At 72.9% G+C, this 15,613-nt stretch carries 11 protein-coding genes and 2 tRNA genes; 1 reads left to right on the forward strand and 12 read right to left on the reverse strand.

The annotated features are described in order from the left end of the window. Positions 1–358: 358 nt before the first annotated feature. Positions 359–1,606 (reverse strand): DUF2062 domain-containing protein, encoded by a 1,248-nt coding sequence (locus WME85_RS44325; protein ID WP_437830269.1) that lies wholly within the window; start codon positions 1,604–1,606, stop codon positions 359–361. A 3-nt stretch (positions 1,607–1,609) separates the two neighbouring features. After that, the gene (locus WME85_RS44330) at positions 1,610–2,485 is read right to left on the reverse strand and encodes a tetratricopeptide repeat protein (RefSeq protein WP_437830270.1); all 876 of its coding nucleotides are present in this window, start codon (positions 2,483–2,485) and stop codon (positions 1,610–1,612) included. Positions 2,486–2,604: 119 nt separating this feature from the next. Between WME85_RS44330 and WME85_RS44335 the strand changes: the two genes are divergently transcribed. Then, positions 2,605–4,668, forward strand: a complete 2,064-nt coding sequence (locus WME85_RS44335; RefSeq protein ID WP_437830272.1) for a peptidoglycan DD-metalloendopeptidase family protein — start codon at positions 2,605–2,607, stop codon at positions 4,666–4,668. A 290-nt stretch (positions 4,669–4,958) separates the two neighbouring features. Here WME85_RS44335 and rpsI read toward each other — a convergent pair whose 3' ends face one another. The 10 genes from rpsI to WME85_RS44385 form a co-directional block, all read right to left on the reverse strand. Further along, on the reverse strand, positions 4,959–5,351 hold the full coding sequence (rpsI, locus tag WME85_RS44340; RefSeq protein ID WP_436620474.1) for a 30S ribosomal protein S9: 393 nt from the start codon (positions 5,349–5,351) through the stop codon (positions 4,959–4,961). Between the two features lie 8 nt (positions 5,352–5,359). Beyond that, on the reverse strand, positions 5,360–5,809 hold the full coding sequence (gene rplM, locus WME85_RS44345; RefSeq protein ID WP_436620473.1) for a 50S ribosomal protein L13: 450 nt from the start codon (positions 5,807–5,809) through the stop codon (positions 5,360–5,362). A gap of 479 nt (positions 5,810–6,288) precedes the next feature. Beyond that, positions 6,289–6,373 (reverse strand) — tRNA-Ser (locus WME85_RS44350). A 107-nt stretch (positions 6,374–6,480) separates the two neighbouring features. After that, positions 6,481–6,567: transfer RNA gene (locus WME85_RS44355), tRNA-Ser, on the reverse strand. A 32-nt stretch (positions 6,568–6,599) separates the two neighbouring features. Next, entirely contained in the window at positions 6,600–8,426 is a 1,827-nt protein-coding gene (locus WME85_RS44360) for a sensor histidine kinase (RefSeq protein WP_437830274.1), read from the reverse strand. A gap of 143 nt (positions 8,427–8,569) precedes the next feature. Then, on the reverse strand, positions 8,570–10,405 hold the full coding sequence (gene glmS, locus WME85_RS44365; protein ID WP_437830275.1) for a glutamine--fructose-6-phosphate transaminase (isomerizing): 1,836 nt from the start codon (positions 10,403–10,405) through the stop codon (positions 8,570–8,572). 58 nt (positions 10,406–10,463) lie between these two features. Continuing rightward, positions 10,464–11,726: an MFS transporter gene (locus tag WME85_RS44370; protein ID WP_437830276.1), complete on the reverse strand. Its 1,263-nt coding sequence runs from the start codon at positions 11,724–11,726 to the stop codon at positions 10,464–10,466. 323 nt (positions 11,727–12,049) lie between these two features. Beyond that, on the reverse strand, positions 12,050–12,484 hold the full coding sequence (locus tag WME85_RS44375) for an RNA recognition motif domain-containing protein (RefSeq protein WP_437305120.1): 435 nt from the start codon (positions 12,482–12,484) through the stop codon (positions 12,050–12,052). A gap of 364 nt (positions 12,485–12,848) precedes the next feature. Beyond that, a complete protein-coding gene (locus WME85_RS44380; RefSeq protein WP_437830278.1) occupies positions 12,849–14,210 on the reverse strand; it encodes a hypothetical protein in 1,362 nt (453 codons plus the stop codon). Further along, a complete protein-coding gene (locus WME85_RS44385) occupies positions 14,207–15,610 on the reverse strand; it encodes a hypothetical protein (RefSeq protein WP_437830279.1) in 1,404 nt (467 codons plus the stop codon). The genes WME85_RS44380 and WME85_RS44385 overlap by 4 nt, the downstream gene beginning before the upstream one ends. Positions 15,611–15,613 lie beyond the last annotated feature (3 nt).

A 15,613-nucleotide genomic window follows, 5' to 3' on the forward strand; every position in this document is an offset into this window, starting at 1 on the left:
CGGCCCTCTGGCGCCCCCGCCGAAGGCTTGAGAGCTTTCCCGATGACGCATCGAGCTCTCGCCCCTTGTTGATCGAGAAGGGTGCGCGGGCAGCCGGAGCCGTCGCCAGCGTCGCGCGACCAAGCATGGTCTATGCCATCAAAGGTCGCTCGACGGGACACGACGGCTCATGGAGTGAAGGGACACCACGAGACCAGACGCTACCGCGCTGGACAGCTTCTGACCATCCATGGTGGTCGCCCGATTCGAGCCACACCCGGTAGAGCCCGCACGCTGGATCAGACCTCCGAGCGACGGTCGCTGAGGGCGCCGCGCGGGAGGCGTATGAGGAGATCGCCGAGAGAGGCGCGACTCGGGCTCAGCTCCGGGCTCGGGTCCCGACGATGAGGACATTCGAGAACGGCGTTTTCCCCCAGGCTGGCCTCGTCTCGCAGGAGAAGCCGAGCTGCCCGAGGAGCGCCGCGATCTCCCGGGCAGGGCGGAAGCGCACACGCTCGCCCCGGTTGAACCGGAGCGCGGTGAAGATGCGCTCCTCGAGGAGCGTGACCGAGCTCCTCAAGCCGCGCTCGGTGTCCGCCTCGCGGACGAGCAGGCGCCCTCCCGGGCGGACCGCGGCCGCCGCCCGCCGCAGGATCGCGTCCTGCTCCTCGACGCGGAAGTAGTGGAGCAGGTCGATGAGCAGCACGGTGTCGGCCTCTCCCAGCTCGGCCTCGCGCGCGTCGGCACACCAGAACTCCGCGGGCAGCGCGGAGGCGACGCGCGGCCCGTCGGACCGACCGGGCGACCCGGACGACAGCGGCAGCGCTGCGCCGGATCCCCCGCCGCTCGCGCGGAGCGCGTCGTCTATCTTGGCTCGATCCCAGTCGAACCCGCGCACGCGCGCGGCCCGACCCAGCTCGAGCAGGAGAATCGGCAGCTGGCCAGCCCCGGTCCCTATATCGAGGACCTCTCCCAGCGCGGCCGGGCGGTCGCCGGCGATGTCAGCAATCAGCCGCGCGACGGGATCGCCGAGCAGCTTGAAGCGAACATAGTGAAAGCGCGTGCGCTGCGCCGGCGTGGCGCCCTCGGGCGGGCTGTACCTCGCCGCGACCCGCTCGACCGCGTGGACCCACGGCGGCGCGCTCTCGGGGAGCCGATACGGCTCGATCTTGCTGCTCTGCAGCGACGGAGCTCGGCGCCGCTTCAGCGCGACCATGGCGAAGATCAGGCCGCCGCCGACGGCGGCGAGCGCGATCCCGACCACTGGCGCGCCGAGGAACATGTACTCGGGGAACTCGGACAGCGCTTGCGCCCAGCTCATCTTCTCATGGAGCCGCAGCCAGCTGCCCGTGCGGAGGTACGCCCCGACCTGGACCTCGGCGGTGAGCAGCGCTGGCGCGAACAAGGGGTTGGAGATGTTCGCGGCGACCCAGGCAATCGCCGCGTCGAGGCGGAACCAAAGGCAAAGGAGGAGGACGAGCGGCGTGTGGCAACCGAAGATCGGCTGCGAGCCGATGAACAGGCCGATCGCCACCGCCACAGCCGTGCGCCCGGCGGACAGCTCGCTGCCACGGAGCTCACGCCACGCGCGGCGCACCTCCTCGCGGAGCGGAGAGTATTTCGCCAACGTTCAGGAGTTGCTTTCCCGTGCAGCGTGATCTGGGTCCTCCGCTGCATCGGATGTCGCCGTGGACAGGAGGTCGGTCACCTCCGTGGGGGTCGCCTCGTCGAGCACGTCCCAGGTCGCGTTTCTCACGGTGGGCGGCGGCGCCGACTCGCGTGGCGCGCCATCCTTGGTGCGCGAGTTCCGCTGCGCCTCGACCATGCGAAGGTACATCTTGGCCGTCATGTTGTCGGGCTCGATCGCGAGCGCCTCGCGCCACTCGGCGATCGCCTGATCGGACGCGCCGAGGGACAGCAGCGCGACCCCGAGCAGCACGCGCGCAGGCGCGTACTTCGGGTTCGCGTCGCGCGCCGCCGCGTAGTGCTCGCGAGCGAGCCCCATATTGCCAGCCTCGCGGTACATCGTCCCGAGGCGCAGCTGGAGATCCGCGAACGTCGGGCACAGCGCCACGGCCCGCTTGAGCTCTGCGATCGCCTCCTGCATGCACCCGACCTCGGCATAGGCCTTCGCGAGGTCCGCGTGCATGTTGGCGAGCTTGCCGCGCGCGAACGGATCGAGGAGGCCGCCCTCGCCATCGCCGCGGCGGATGCGCGAGTAGACCTGTCGCGCGGCTTCGTATTTGCCGAGGTCGTTGTACGTGACGGCGAGGTTCAGCAGCGCTTCCGTGTAGTGCTCGTTCAGCTGCACCGCGCGCTCGAAGTGGGCCTCGGCGGCGAGGAAGTCCCCTCGCTCGTGAAGGATGACTCCGAGCATGTTGAACACGTCCGCGAAGCGGTCGGTCTTCTCGAGGATCTGCCGCAGAGCGTGCTCGGCGAGATCGTACTCGCGCCGTTCGTAGTGCTCCCTGCCGAGAACCAGAAGCTGCTTCAGCCGGTCGTCCATGAGGCCCGCCAGCTTACGCGACGGGCGTACGATGCGGTCGCGTCTTCCGCGCGACCCCCGCGGCGGGGCGGGAGTCCGCGCGGTTGCAACCCCAGCGATGCCTTGGTACGCACGTCGGCGTGCCGAGCGCAGTACCCCAGAACCCGCTCGAGGCATCCGGGGCACCGGACGCCGCGGACCCCTCCAAGGAGCGGGACGGAGCGAACGGAGCCGACGGCAGCGCGGCGGAGCCCGGCGCCGCCGCCTCGCAGGACGCGCCGCGCGCGGACCGCGCGGAGATCGAGTCCAGCAGCGCCGCCGAGGACGTGACGGACGACGCGCTCGACGCGTCCGGCAGGCCTGCCGCGCCGCAGCTGGCCGCGCCGCTGCCGAGCCATCGCCGCGGCGAGAGCGCCCCGGCCGCGCCCTGGTCGCGCAGCGGCGATCCGCGCGCGCGCACCGCGCCGACGTGGGCGCAGCTCCCTCCTCCTTCTTCTCGCGGGCGCGGGGCAGCGCCCTGGTCGCGCGGCAGCGAGCCGCGCGGGCAGACCCCGCGCACGCCGTCGCTCATCGAGGGGCCCTACGCGGGCTCTGGCTCGGTGGACGGCCCGCGCCTGCCCCCTGGCCTCGGCCGGCCCCCGGCCGGGCCGCACCTCTCGCCGCGCATGACCGCGGTCTTCGGCGGCATCTTCGGTCTCGCGACGCTCACCTCGCTGATCGCCCTGCTGATCCAGGGCGTCCCGGTGCGCGACGAGCGCGCGCTGGTCGCGGCGAGCCCGACGAGCTCGGCCGGGGGAACGGAGGAGGCCGCGAGGCCCTCCGCGGCGCCCGAGCTGAAGGCCAAGAAGCGCACCCCGCTGCCTGGCCCGTGGCGGGTCTCCGAGCTCGCGAAGGATCCGTCCGTGCTCATGGCGAGCGATGTGATGGACCGCCGGTCGTTCATCACGGCCCTCGCCGACAAGGGCGTGCCGAAGGCGCAGGTCTACCGGATCATGAAGGCCTTCGACGGCCTCCGGAAGTTCGACAAGTGCGGCCGGAAGGACCGGTTCACCGTCGCGATGGACCGCTCCACGCGCCGCGTCCGCGCCTTCGAGTACGAGATCTCGTCGAGCGAGATCTACCAGGCGAGGGAGGACGCGGCCGGGCTGCTCTCGGGCACCACGCTCGACATGAAGATCGCCGAGGAGGAGGTCGTCGCCGCCTTCTACGTCGGGAAGGATCTCGCCAGCGCGTACCAGTCGGGGGGCCTCGAAGCAGGCGTGCTCGACGTGATCGACGACGCGCTCAGCGGGCGCATGTCGACGGAGAGCTTCGAGGAAGGGAGCACCGTCCGGCTGATCGCCATGGAGGAGACGGCGCTCGGGATGTTCTCCCGGTACAAGAAGATCGTCGCGCTCGAGTACCGGCCGGCGGATCCCGCCGAGAAGCCGCTGCGCATCTACGATTTCAAGGGGCAGGAGGCCCGCGGCTACTTCGATGAGCGCGGCCGCCAGCCGCACGCCGGCGGCTGGCGCTCGCCGGTCCCGGGCGCGCCCGTGACCTCGAAGTTCAACCCGAACCGGATGCACCCGGTGCTGAAGAAGAGGATGCCCCACAACGGCACGGACCTCGGCGCGCCGATGGGAACGCCGGTGTACTCGGCTTACCGCGGCGTGGTCGAGTGGGTCGGGCCTGCGGGTCCGAGCGGCAACCTCGTCACCATCTCGCACGCGAACGGCATCAGCACCGGCTACGCCCACCTGTCGCGGTATGCCGCCGGCATCAAGACCGGCATGAAGATCGGGACCCACCAGCTCGTCGGCTACGTGGGGTCGACCGGCCGCTCGACGGGCCCGCACCTCCACTTCAGCGCCAAGAAGGACGGCAAGTACTTCGACGCCGAGACGCTCCAGCTCGACGGAGAGCGCGTGATGCCCGGCATCGATCGCGCGGCGTTCGCCGCGGCGAAGGAGGCCCTCGACAGAAGGCTCGACGCCATCCCGCTGCCCGAGCCGCCGCCCGAGCCGGTGAAGCCAGAGGCGGTCGCGGAGCCGACCGCTCCGCCGCCCGCCGCCGCCGGCAGCGACACGGCGGTCCCGGCGGCGCCCGAGGTCGGTCCGAGCGGACCGACAGAGCCGGAAGCGCAGCCGCCGCAGGGCGCCGGGGATGATGAGGGCGAGCTCATCGAGGGCGCCGACCTCAAGAACCCGTCAGAAACGATGTGACACCGAGTGGGCCGGGAGGTCCGCTCGATGAAACCGAGCGGGCCGGGAGGTCCGCTCGAGGGGACCACTGGCGCGCGAAAGCCGGGGGATGACCTCTTCGCGTCCCCCAGCCTCGTCGCGAACGGCCGATGAACAGAACATCGGGCATTCCGGGCGTCACGCCCGCGCGTCCTCGGGCTCGTCGAGGGCGGCCGGCGAACAAAAAGCACCGAGGACGCCGAGGGATTCTGCCCTCGCGTCCTCGGTGTCCTTGCCATGGCGTCCGCCCCGAGGGCAGAAGCCGCGACCTGCTAGCGCTTCGAGTACTGGAAGCGCTTGCGGGCGCCGGGCTGGCCGTACTTCTTGCGCTCCTTCTTGCGCGCGTCGCGCGTGAGGAAGCCAGCGCGCTTCAGCGACGACCTGCGCTCGGGATCGAGCTCGCAGAGGGCGCGCGCGATGCCGTGACGCATCGCCTCGGCCTGCGCGCTGTGGCCGCCACCGACCACCGTCGCGTTGACGTCGAACTGCTCGAGCAGCTCCAGCAGCTCCAGCGACTGCCGCATCACCATGCGCGAGGTCTCGCGGACGAAGTACTCGTCGGCGGGACGCTTGTTCACCTTGATGGTGCCGGTGCCCGGCGAGAGGAAGACGCGCGCGACCGCGGTCTTACGCTTACCAGTGGCGTACGTTCTCGTTTCCGTCATGGCTTTGCTCAGCTGTAGCTAAGGGGCTGCGGCTTCTGCGCCGCGTGGGGGTGATCGGGACCGGCGTAGACCTTGAGCTTGGTGAGGAGCTCGCGCCCGAGCACGTTCTTCGGGAGCATGCCCTTCACGGCCTTCTGGATGGGGAGCTCCGGCTTGCGCTCGAGCAGGTGACCGTACGGCTCGGAACGGAAGCCGCCCGGCTCGCCGCTGTGCCGCACGTAGTTCTTCTGCTGGAGCTTGCGACCCGTCAGAAGGACCTTCTTGGCGTTCACGACGATCACGAAGTCGCCGGTGTCGACGTGCGGCGTGAACGTGGGCTTCGTCTTGCCGCGCAGCACCATGGCGATGCGGCTGGCAAGGCGGCCGAGGGGCTTGCCTTCCGCGTCGATCACCCACCACGTACGCTCGTTGCGGGCCTCCGCAGGCTTGGCGGAAAAGGACTTGGGCTGAGGATTCATTGGGCGAAAAACTCCGGAAGGGCGCCTGCCAAAAAGGGGCGCAACTTCTACAAGGCGGCCCTCCGCCTGTCAAGCGTCTCTGGTTTCTGATGGACCATCGTCTCCCCGAGGGGGGTGGTCAAGCATGCCGGTCCGCGACCTGGCCCTTGTTTCGTTCTGCTGCTCTGCTCGTTCTGCGCCGCTCTGTCCGCCTGGCGAGCCCGGCCCTCCGGGGCTTCTTCTGCGCCTGCTAGCCGTGTTTGCCCGCTTTTGATCGGATCATCGGGCCTTGCCGTGCAGAGCGCGATCCCGCCCCCGGTGCGTCCCCCCGCGTCCTGCGCGGTGTCACCGCCGTTCGGGGCGCCCTCAGCCTCGGCCGAGGAGGCCGAGGCTCGACTCCCGTTGGAGGCCACTGCCTGGCGGCCTCATCAGGAGAGGAAGTCCTGCGGGCTCCTTCCCGAGGAGCTCACGATCAGGAATCGACCGACTGCTCGGTCCAGCGGAGAGGGCGGGATTCGAACCCGCGGTACGTTGCCGTACACACGATTTCCAGTCGTGCACCTTCGACCACTCGGTCACCTCTCCCGATACTTCTTCGACGCGCGCCTCGCTTCTGCCGTACCCACGCCGCTCGCGAGGGAGCGGGCGGTCAGAGCCCACCTGGTTCAACTGGGGCAAGCAGCCAAGCGTAGCGGAGAGAGCGGGATTCGAACCCGCGGTACCCTTGCGGGTACACCTGATTTCGAATCAGGCACCTTCGGCCTCTCGGTCACCTCTCCGCGGGCGAACATGGCAAAGTGAGGCCGGCCGGTCAAGCATCTCCTGACCATCGGCGATCTGGAGGTGCGCTTTCGCCGCCGGAGCCCCTCGCCGGCAGGCCGGCGCCCTCCGGGGTCGCCTCGCGATCGCCCTCGGAGAAGAGCTCGCTCCCGCGGGTCGCCGGGCTGCCCGGCTCCCCCGACGCGCGCGGTTCGCCCTCGCGCTCGGCCCTGAGCGCGGCGCGCGCCGCCGGCGTGCCCGCGCGCGGCAGCCGGATGACGAAGCGCGCGCCGCCGAGCGGCGACTCGAGCACGTCGATGGTGCCGCCGTGGTCGACGACGATCTTCTTCACGATGCTCAGGCCGAGCCCGGTGCCGTCGTACCGCGTCGTGACGTAGGGATCGAACACCGAGTCGCGCACCGCGGGATCGATGCCCGGGCCGTCGTCGTCGACCGCGATGAGGTAGCTCTGCCCCTCGCTCCGCGCCGACACGCGGACCTTGCCCCAGACGGCGGCGCCAGGGCGCGCCGCTGCGCCGCCGCCGGGCGCCGTCCGCTGCGCGTCGCGCAGCGCCTGCGCCGCGTTGCGCACGATGTTGCCGAGCGCGCGGCGGAGCATCTCGCGATCGAGCGCGGCCGGCATCGGGACGTCCGGCACGTCGAACTCGAGATCGACGCGCCCGAACAGCGCCTCGTCCGAGGCGTGCTCTCGCCCCGCCTCCTCGACCGCCGCGAAGCGCTCGCCCTGCTCGCGCAGGAACTCCGCCAGGTCCGAGGGCTCGAGCTCGGCCTGCGGCAGCCGCGCGAAACTCGAGAACTCGCCGACGAGCCGGCGCAGCGTGCCGACCTCCTCCTCGACGACCTCGAGCGTCGTCTGGAGCAGGCGCTGGTAGGCCGGGTCGCTGCCCGCATACCGGCGGTGGCACTCCTCGACCGCGAGCTGGATGGGCGTCAGCGGGTTCTTGATCTCGTGCGCGAGGTGCCGCGCCATCTTCTGCCACTCGCCCATGCGCTTCAGGAACTCGATCCGCGCGCGGCTGCCCTGGAGCTCCTCGAGCATGCGATCGAAGGCGCGGCCGAGATCGGCGACCTCGTCGTCGCCCTGGAGCGCCACGCGCACCGAGAGATCGCCCTCCGCGACGGGCCGCGTCGCGGCGGCGAGGCGCGCGATGCGGTCGACCACCGGGCGCGCCACGAGCACGCCGGCGAGGACGGCGAGGACGATCGTCGCGCCGAGCAGCGCGGCGAAGGCGTCACCGTAGCTCTCGTCGAGGTACTCCTTCCGGTGCTCCCGCTCGATCGCGCGGTATGCCTGCGCGAACGCCTGCGCCTCCTGGAGCTCGTCGAAGCGGGCGCTCGGCGCGGCGAACGTCGCGACGAGCGTCCTCGCGTCGCCGTCGCACGCGGCGTCCTCGAGCGCGGGCTCGCCGGGCGAGCCCGCGGCGCGCTCGATCGGCTTGCGCACCGTGAGCGTCTTCTCGTGCGCCGGGTCGACCGGGCGGCCGCGCTCCCGCGCGCCGACGAGCTCGCCCCCGCACCGCTCGACGCGGAGGGAGACCAGCGCCGGGTGGGCCGCGACGAGGCGCGCGAGCTCGGCCCCGAGGCGCGGCTCGTCGCCGGCGAAGGCGCTCTGGCGCAGCGGGTCCGCCGCGGCGATCGCCTCGGCCTCGAAGCGCATGCCCTGCTTGAGGGCGGCGGCCAGCTCGGCGTACACGCCGAGCGCCCCGTCGAGGTGGACGCCGAACTCGGGCTGGAACGCCGTCGCCGACACCCGCGCGATCACCGTCCTGGCGACGACGATGCTCGCGACCAGCGGGATCAGCGCGGTCACGAGGATGGCCGCGACGACCCGCCGCTCCGTTCTGCCGGGGATGCGCATGCGCGCAGCATAGCCGCGGCCTGGACCGGCGCGCGGGCCGCCCGCGAAGGCCGCGGGGGCGCCGCGCGGGCCAGGAGGGCCGAGGGCCGAGGGCCGACGGCCCGCTCGCCGTGTCGGAGCAGCCCTCCTGGCGAGAGGCGCCGCTACTCGACCGTGACGGTCTTCGCGAGGTTGCGCGGCTGGTCGACGTCGTTGCCCTTCAGGTTGGCGACGTAATAGGCGATGAGCTGGAGCGGGAGCACGGTGAGCAGCGGCCCCACCTCGTCCGGCACCTTGGGGATCCAGACGTGGTGCTGGGCGATCTCCAGGATCGACTCGTCGCCCTTCGTGGCGATCGCGACGACCTGCCCCTCGCGCGCCCGGACCTCCTGCAGGTTGGAGAAGGTCTTGTCGTAGTGCGCGTCGCGCGGGCAGACGACGATCACGGGGAGGGCCTCGTCGATGAGGGCGATCGGCCCGTGCTTCATCTCGCCGGCCGCGTAGCCCTCCGCGTGGGCGTACGAGATCTCCTTGAGCTTGAGCGCGCCCTCGAGCGCGATGGGGAAGCCGAGGCCGCGCCCGAGGAAGAGGACGTCCTTCGCGTGGACGAGGCGCTTCGCGATCGCGTGCACGTAGTCGGCGTCGCCGAGCACCTCGCGCATGTGGCTCGGGATCTCCCAGAGGGCCTGGAGGATCTCGCGCCCGCGATCCGCCGACAGCGAGTCGCGGCGGCGGCCGAGGTAGACCGCCAGCAGGAGCAGCGCGGCGAGCTGCGTGGTGAACGCCTTGGTCGAGGCGACGCCGATCTCGGGGCCCGCGTGCGTGTAGAGCGCGCCGTCGGAGAGGCGCGGGATCGCGCTGTCGAGCACGTTGCAGAGCGCCAGCACCTTGGCGCCCTGCGCCTTCGCCGCCTTGAGGGCCGCGATCGTGTCGGCGGTCTCGCCCGACTGGCTGATGGCGATCACGAGGTCGTCGGGGAAGAAGATCGGCTCGCGGTAGCGGACCTCGCTCGCGAGCTCGACCACCGTGGGCACGCGGGCGAGCTGCTCGATCCAGTAGCGCCCGGCGATCCCGGCGTGGTGGCTCGTGCCGCAGGCGACGATGTAGACCCGGCGCAGCTCCCTCGAGAACTCGGGCGTCACGCCCATCTCGGTCGCGTGCACGTCGCCGGCGGCGAGATCGATCCTGCCGCGCAGGGTCGCCTCGACGACGTCGGGCTGCTCGTGGATCTCCTTCAGCATGAAGTGCTTGTAGCCGCCGCGCTCCGCCTGGACGGGGCTCCAGTCGATGCGCTTCACGCGCCGCTCGACCTTGTCGCTGCCGGCCACGGTCTCGATGCGGACGCCGGTCGCGCGGAGCTCGGCGATGTCGCCGTCCTCGAGGAAGATCATGTCGCGGGTGTGCGAGAGCAGCGCGGGGATGTCGCTGCCGCACAGCATCTCGTTCTCGCCGGTGCCGACGACGAGCGGCGAGCCGTACCGGGCGGCGACGATGACGCCGGGCTCGTCCCGCGAGACGACCGCGATCGCGTAGGCGCCGTGGACCTGGCGGAGCGACCCGCGCACCGCCTCGAAGAGCGACTTCGCGCCCTTCTGGAGCTCGCGGTGGACGAGGTGAGCGACGATCTCGGTGTCCGTGTCGGAGAGGAACTTGACCCCCTGGCTCTCCAGCTGCTGGCGGATGGCAACGTGGTTCTCGATGATGCCGTTGTGAACGACGGCCACGGGCCCCGCGGAGTGCGGATGGGCGTTCACCTCGCTGGGGCGGCCGTGCGTCGCCCACCGCGTGTGGCCGATGCCGGTGGTGCCGTCGAGGGTCCTCTTCTCGAGCGCCTCGCTGAGCTTGACCAGCTTGCCCAGCGTCCGGACGATCTCGATGCCCTTGCCGTCATGAATGGCAATGCCGGCCGAGTCGTAGCCCCGATACTCCAGCTTGCGCAGCCCTTCGACGATGATCGGCGCCGCCTTCTTTGACCCAACGTATCCGACGATCCCGCACATGCTCGCCTCGTTCAGGTAATGCCCGCGCGCGCCTACGCGTGCTGCGGAAAAGTTGACGTTACTCCTGGTACTGAGAGCTGGCAGAAAAAACTGAGCTCCCTGGCATTGAACGCCGCGTCGACCGCGCGAAGGTCACAGCCAGGACGAATGCTATCGATGCCGCGATCGAGGCGACGCCGAACGTGAGCGAGCCGCCCCCGCGCTTGTAGAGCTCGCCCCAGGCGAGCATCCCGATGACGGATCCCGCCCCGGCGCTGGCCGAGAAGAGCCCCTGCGCGGTGGCGAGGATCTGAGGCGGGGCGCGATCTCGTGTGTAAGCGATCGAGGCGACCCACATCATCGCGAACGAGACGGCGTGGAGCGGCTGGATGGCGAGCAAGGCGGGCCACCAGCGCACGCTGGAGAGCAGCGCCCACCGGAGCGCGGCGCCGGCGAAGGCGAACGCGAGCAGCGTGGGCGGCGCGAACCGCTGGAGCAGGGGGCCAGAGAACGCCATGAGCGCGATCTCGCCGGCGACCCCGACGGCCCAAGCGACCCCCACCAGCGACTCGGGGAAGCCGGTGTCGCGGAGGTGCAGCGTGTAGCAGAGGTCGTAGGAAGAGTTCGCGCTCTGGGCCAGGAACGACGCCGCGAGGAACAGGCGGAAGTCGCGGCTCTGGAGGAGGGCGCGAGCGCGCTGCTGCACCGAGCTCCCGGCGTCGGGCGCCTGCGCCGCGGCCTCGCCGCGCGGATGGCCGGGCCGCCGGAAGGGCGCCTCGCCGCGCGCCGGCAGCAGCCACGAGACGGTGAACGCGGCCAGCAGCGCGGCGGTCATCGCGGCGGGGAACGCCCCCGGACGCGCCGGATCGACGAGCGCCCCGCCGGCGATCGCCATCAGCGCGAAGCTGATCGATCCCCACAGCCTGAGCCTGCCGTAGGCGATCCCGGAGCTCATCGACGCGTCCATCGCGACGACGTCGGCCATCATGAACATCGGCGCGCGGAAGAACGCGAACGCGAGCGCCGCGAGGAAGAGACCGCCGAAGCCGAGCGCGACGCCCAGCGCCGACGAGAGCGCGAGCAGCGCGAACACGACGAGGGCGCCGGCGCAGGCCGCGCGGATCAGCCACACCCGCACGCCGAGCGCGTCGGCGATGAAGCCGAACACCGGGGGAGCGACGAGGCCCATCGCCGGGAGCGTCGCCGCGATCACCCCCATCGCGAGGCCGCGGACCTCGCGCGCCTGTAGCCAGCTCGGGAAGAGCGGCAGGTACACGCCGAGGACGGCGAAGATGCCGAAGTAGTAGAGCGAGATCGCCCGGGGAGATGGTTTGAGCTGCAAAGGAAGGACAGGTGGCATCGGCGGCGTGCTGCGGCGGCCGGAGCGCGAGGGGCGCCCAGCGTGACGGTCTCTGACGCTCCCGCGACGCAGGGGCAAGCTGGCCTCGGCGCTGATCGCGATGGCGGTCGCGAAGGTGGCGCTCCGCCACACCGCGGCAGCCGGCGCCGCGGTGACGGTGGACGAGGCGGAGGCCTCGGCCGAGCACCAGGGACCGCGCGCCGGGAGCTGAGGGGACTGGCCGCCGCCGAGCGGCAGCGCACAAACGAAGACGGCGGCGCCCCGGGAAGAGGCGCCGCCGCACTCAACGTCGACCTGGCTCGAACCTAGTACCGGTCGCCGCCGCCGCGACCGCCACGGCCGCCGCGACCACCGCCGCCGCCGCCGCGACCACCGCCGCCGCCGCCGTAACCGCCGCCGCCGCCGCGACCACCGCCGCCGCCGCCGCCGCCGTAACCGCCGCCGCCGCCGCCGCCGTAACCGCCGCCGCCACCACCGCCGCCGCGCTGGACCCGCTCCTCCGCCTCGTTCACGCGAAGCGGACGGCCGTCCATCATGGCGCCGTTCATCTGCTCGATCGCCTGCTGGGCCTGCTCAGGCGTGCCCATCGTGACGAACCCGAAACCACGCGACTGCCCGCTCTCGCGGTCGGTCACGATGTGCACGTCCGTCACCTCGCCGCCCGTCGCGGCGAATGCAGCCTGCACGGAGGCCTTGGTGGCGGAGAAGGGGAGATTACCAACGTAGAGGCGAGTACCCATGACACTGATTCACTTCACGGCTCTGCGAGATGGCAGCTTCGGTGCCCAACAATGCCCTGCCGTCCCGATGGAGCCGTGGGGGATCGAGGGAGGGCGGCGCTGGGGAGGAGCCCCCGATGCGCCACACGTTGCGTCGTCCAGTCCGCGATCAATCCGCGATCCCCGAGAAGAGAAGCGTCGTGTCGAGTGCCAGTGACGTTCGTGACCAGCCGATAGTAACCAAATGTCCCCTCGGCGCAAGCGCTCGAAGCAGCCTCCATCGTCGCGCCGGCCGCCCAGACGTCCCGAACGCCTGCCCCACGGTCGCGCCTGCCGCCGCGAGGCTCCCCGCGCCGGTTTCCGCCTCGCGGTGCGCCGGGCCGCGTCAGCGCCTGGCCGAACGGCGGAACGTGGCGCCGAGATCCCACCCCTCGCCGGTCGCGGCGCGGGCGAGCGCGATGTCCGGCATCACGCCGCCCGCGATCCGGACCTCGGCGATCACGCCGAGGCGGAGCGTCGCGGTGAGCGAGCGCGGCGCGGCGCCGGGCGCGAGCCGCGGCGGGTGACGGGCGAGGTCGAGGGCGCGGCTGCGGCTGTCGACGGTCGCGAGCGCGAGCAACGCGTTGAGGGGCCCCGGGCCGAGCGGGCGTACGAGCTCGATCGCGAGCGTCGCCGTGCCGCGGGCGCGGCGGCGCCCGAGCTCCGCCCGGGGTACGGGCTCTGCCGTGACCTCGTGCCCCGGCCGCGAGAGGATCGGCGCGACCGCCTCGGCGACCTCGACGAGGTGCGCGGCCGACTCGTCCACGAGCAGCTCCGCCGGGGGGCCGCCCCACGCGGGATCGCCGTGCGCCTTCGGGAGGCCGACCAGGCCGAGGTGTGCGAGGCGCTCGGGGGGCAGCGCGTCGACGAGCCGCTGCGCGACCCCGGGCTGGCCGAAGAGCCCGGCGTCGGGGCTCGTGGTGAGCACGATCCACCCGGCGACGCCCAGGTCGAACCGGACGGCGCCGCGGCGGTTCGTGTGCAGCCCGGCGCCGAGCCAGCCGAGGTCGTCGCGCTCGGTCTCGAACGCGCGGAGCGAGGTCGTCAGGTCCTCGGAGCGGATCACGTCGATCGCGTCGAGGAACGCGGCGCCGCGCGCGGCGACGTCGTTGCGCGTCAGCGTGATCTGCCGCGGGCCGAGGTCGGCCCGGAACGCGCCGGTGCCGTCCGGCGCCGCGGGATCGAAGCTGCGCGGCAGGAGCGCGACGAGGGGCGACGCGAGCGCGCGGGCGACGCGGCCCGGGTCCGCGCGCGGGAACACGGCGGCGAGCGGATCCTTCGGGTGCCGCTCGGGCCTCGGGACCTCGGCGAGGGCGGCGGCCGCGCCGCGGGCCCGCGCGCGCTCGACGGAGCTCACGATGTCGCGGCCGTCGAGCTTGACGAGGCGCGCGGTGCGCAGCCCCTCGCGCAGGCGCACGACCGCGGCGTCGCCGTCGCGGGACGGCAGCGCGGACGCCAGCGTCGGGTACGGGTTCCCGGACGCGTCGGTCCCGTAGAGGCTGTCGGCGATCGCCGGCGCGAACAGGGCGGCGGCCGGGTCGCTCAGCTCGTGCGGATCGAGCGAGCTCGTCGGCCACGGGAGGTGCATCGAGACGCGACCGCCGAGCGGCGTGCGCCCCATGGCGCGGGCGCGGCCGGGGAGGACGGCGGCGCCGAGCAGCGCGCCGGCGCCGCCGAGGAAGGCGCGGCGCGCGAGCGCCCGGCTCACCGCACCACCCAGATCTCGTCGGCCGTCGCGACCGCGAAGGGGGCGCGCCCGGCCCCGTCGGGCGGACAGACCGCGAGGGCGCGCACCCCCGCCGGCGCCGGCAGGCGCAGGATCTCCTCGAGCGCCGCGCGGTCCGGGGCGCCCTCGCGGCGCCGCCACGACCAGACGACGACCGCGTCCTCGAGCGGATCCAGCACGTCGAGGCTGGCGAGCAGCTCGGGCTGTCCATCCTGATCGAGATCGCCGATCGCGAGCTGCGCCCCGGCGCTGCCCACGGGCCTGCGGCGGCCCGCGCTGTCCCGGAGCTCGACGGCGCCGCGCTCGCGCGTCGCCCAGACAGTGAACGGCTCACCCCGCGCGGACAGGAGCCGCGCCGACGCGAGCGCGTCGTACCGGCCGGCCAGCGCCGGGGTCACCGGCGGCGGATCGGCCGAGGCGCACGGCCCGAGCGGGCCGGTGAGCAGCGGCCCCCACGTCGTCGTGCACGCGGAGCCGCCCGCGTCCGGGACCGCGAGCCCGGGGAGCTCGGCGAGCGCCTGGAGCTTGCCGTCGAAGCGGACGCTGCGCGCGCGATCGGTGAGCCCCACGTCGGCGTACGGCGGCAAGGGCTCGCCGTCCAGCTCGCGCTCGACGAGCGTCGCGAACGCGAGCGGCTCGCGGAGCGGCGACGGGTGCACCCCGACGACGTCCGGCCAGGAGCGCGACGAGAGCGGCACCACCCGGCCGCCGCGCAGGCGGAGGGTCGTCACGCGGCGGCGGCTCACGCTGAGGATCTCGAGCGAGCCGTCGGCGTCGAGATCGCCGCACGCGAGCGCGACCACGTCACCCTCGAAGTTCTTCGCGCGATCGACGCGGGCGGCGACGAGCGGGATGGGCGCGAGGAAGCTGCGGATCTCCGCGTCGATGGGCACCTCGGCGTAGCCGTGGGCGATGGGCCCCGGCTCGGGATCGCGGATGCGCGCCCAGACGGTGCGCGGCACCGGGTACACGTCGGCGGTGACGCGCAGCCGCCCCGCCGCGATCTCGACGGCGAGGTGGACGAGCGCCCCGTCGTCGCGCGCGGCCTCGCGCGCGAGCGGCAGCGGGATCGGGTCCTTCTGGGCGCGCGCGGCGGCGCCGAGCTTGCCGGCGAGCTGGGCCGCGAGCGCGGCCGCGAGCTGCGCGCCGCGGGGCGCCGGCGCGTCGGAGACCAGCGGCGCGGCGGCGACGAGCGCGCGGCCGGCCACGGGCTCGAGCGAGCGCGCGAGCGCGTCGACGGCGCGGGCGACGGCGGGGCGTGGCGGCCGCGGAGCCGGCGCAGCCGGGCGCGGCGGAGCGGCCGCGGGCGCAGGCGACGGCTGCGCCGCGGCAGGGCGCGCGAGCGCGAGGAGAGCGAGCAGGAGGAGGCGCCGGGGCGACAACGC

The organism is Sorangium sp. So ce1153, from assembly GCF_051521595.1.
In the GTDB taxonomy this organism is placed as follows: Bacteria; Myxococcota_A; Polyangia; order Polyangiales; family Polyangiaceae; genus Sorangium.

Coding starts and splice junctions, on each gene's coding strand:
- rpsI (WP_436620474.1), bottom strand. CDS start 5,351: ATGACGGAAACGAGAACGTACGCCACTGGTAAGCGTAAGACCGCGGTC.
- WME85_RS44375 (WP_437305120.1), bottom strand. CDS start 12,484: ATGGGTACTCGCCTCTACGTTGGTAATCTCCCCTTCTCCGCCACCAAG.
- glmS (WP_437830275.1), bottom strand. CDS start 10,405: ATGTGCGGGATCGTCGGATACGTTGGGTCAAAGAAGGCGGCGCCGATC.
- WME85_RS44330 (WP_437830270.1), bottom strand. CDS start 2,485: ATGGACGACCGGCTGAAGCAGCTTCTGGTTCTCGGCAGGGAGCACTAC.
- rplM (WP_436620473.1), bottom strand. CDS start 5,809: ATGAATCCTCAGCCCAAGTCCTTTTCCGCCAAGCCTGCGGAGGCCCGC.
- WME85_RS44360 (WP_437830274.1), bottom strand. CDS start 8,426: ATGCGCATCCCCGGCAGAACGGAGCGGCGGGTCGTCGCGGCCATCCTC.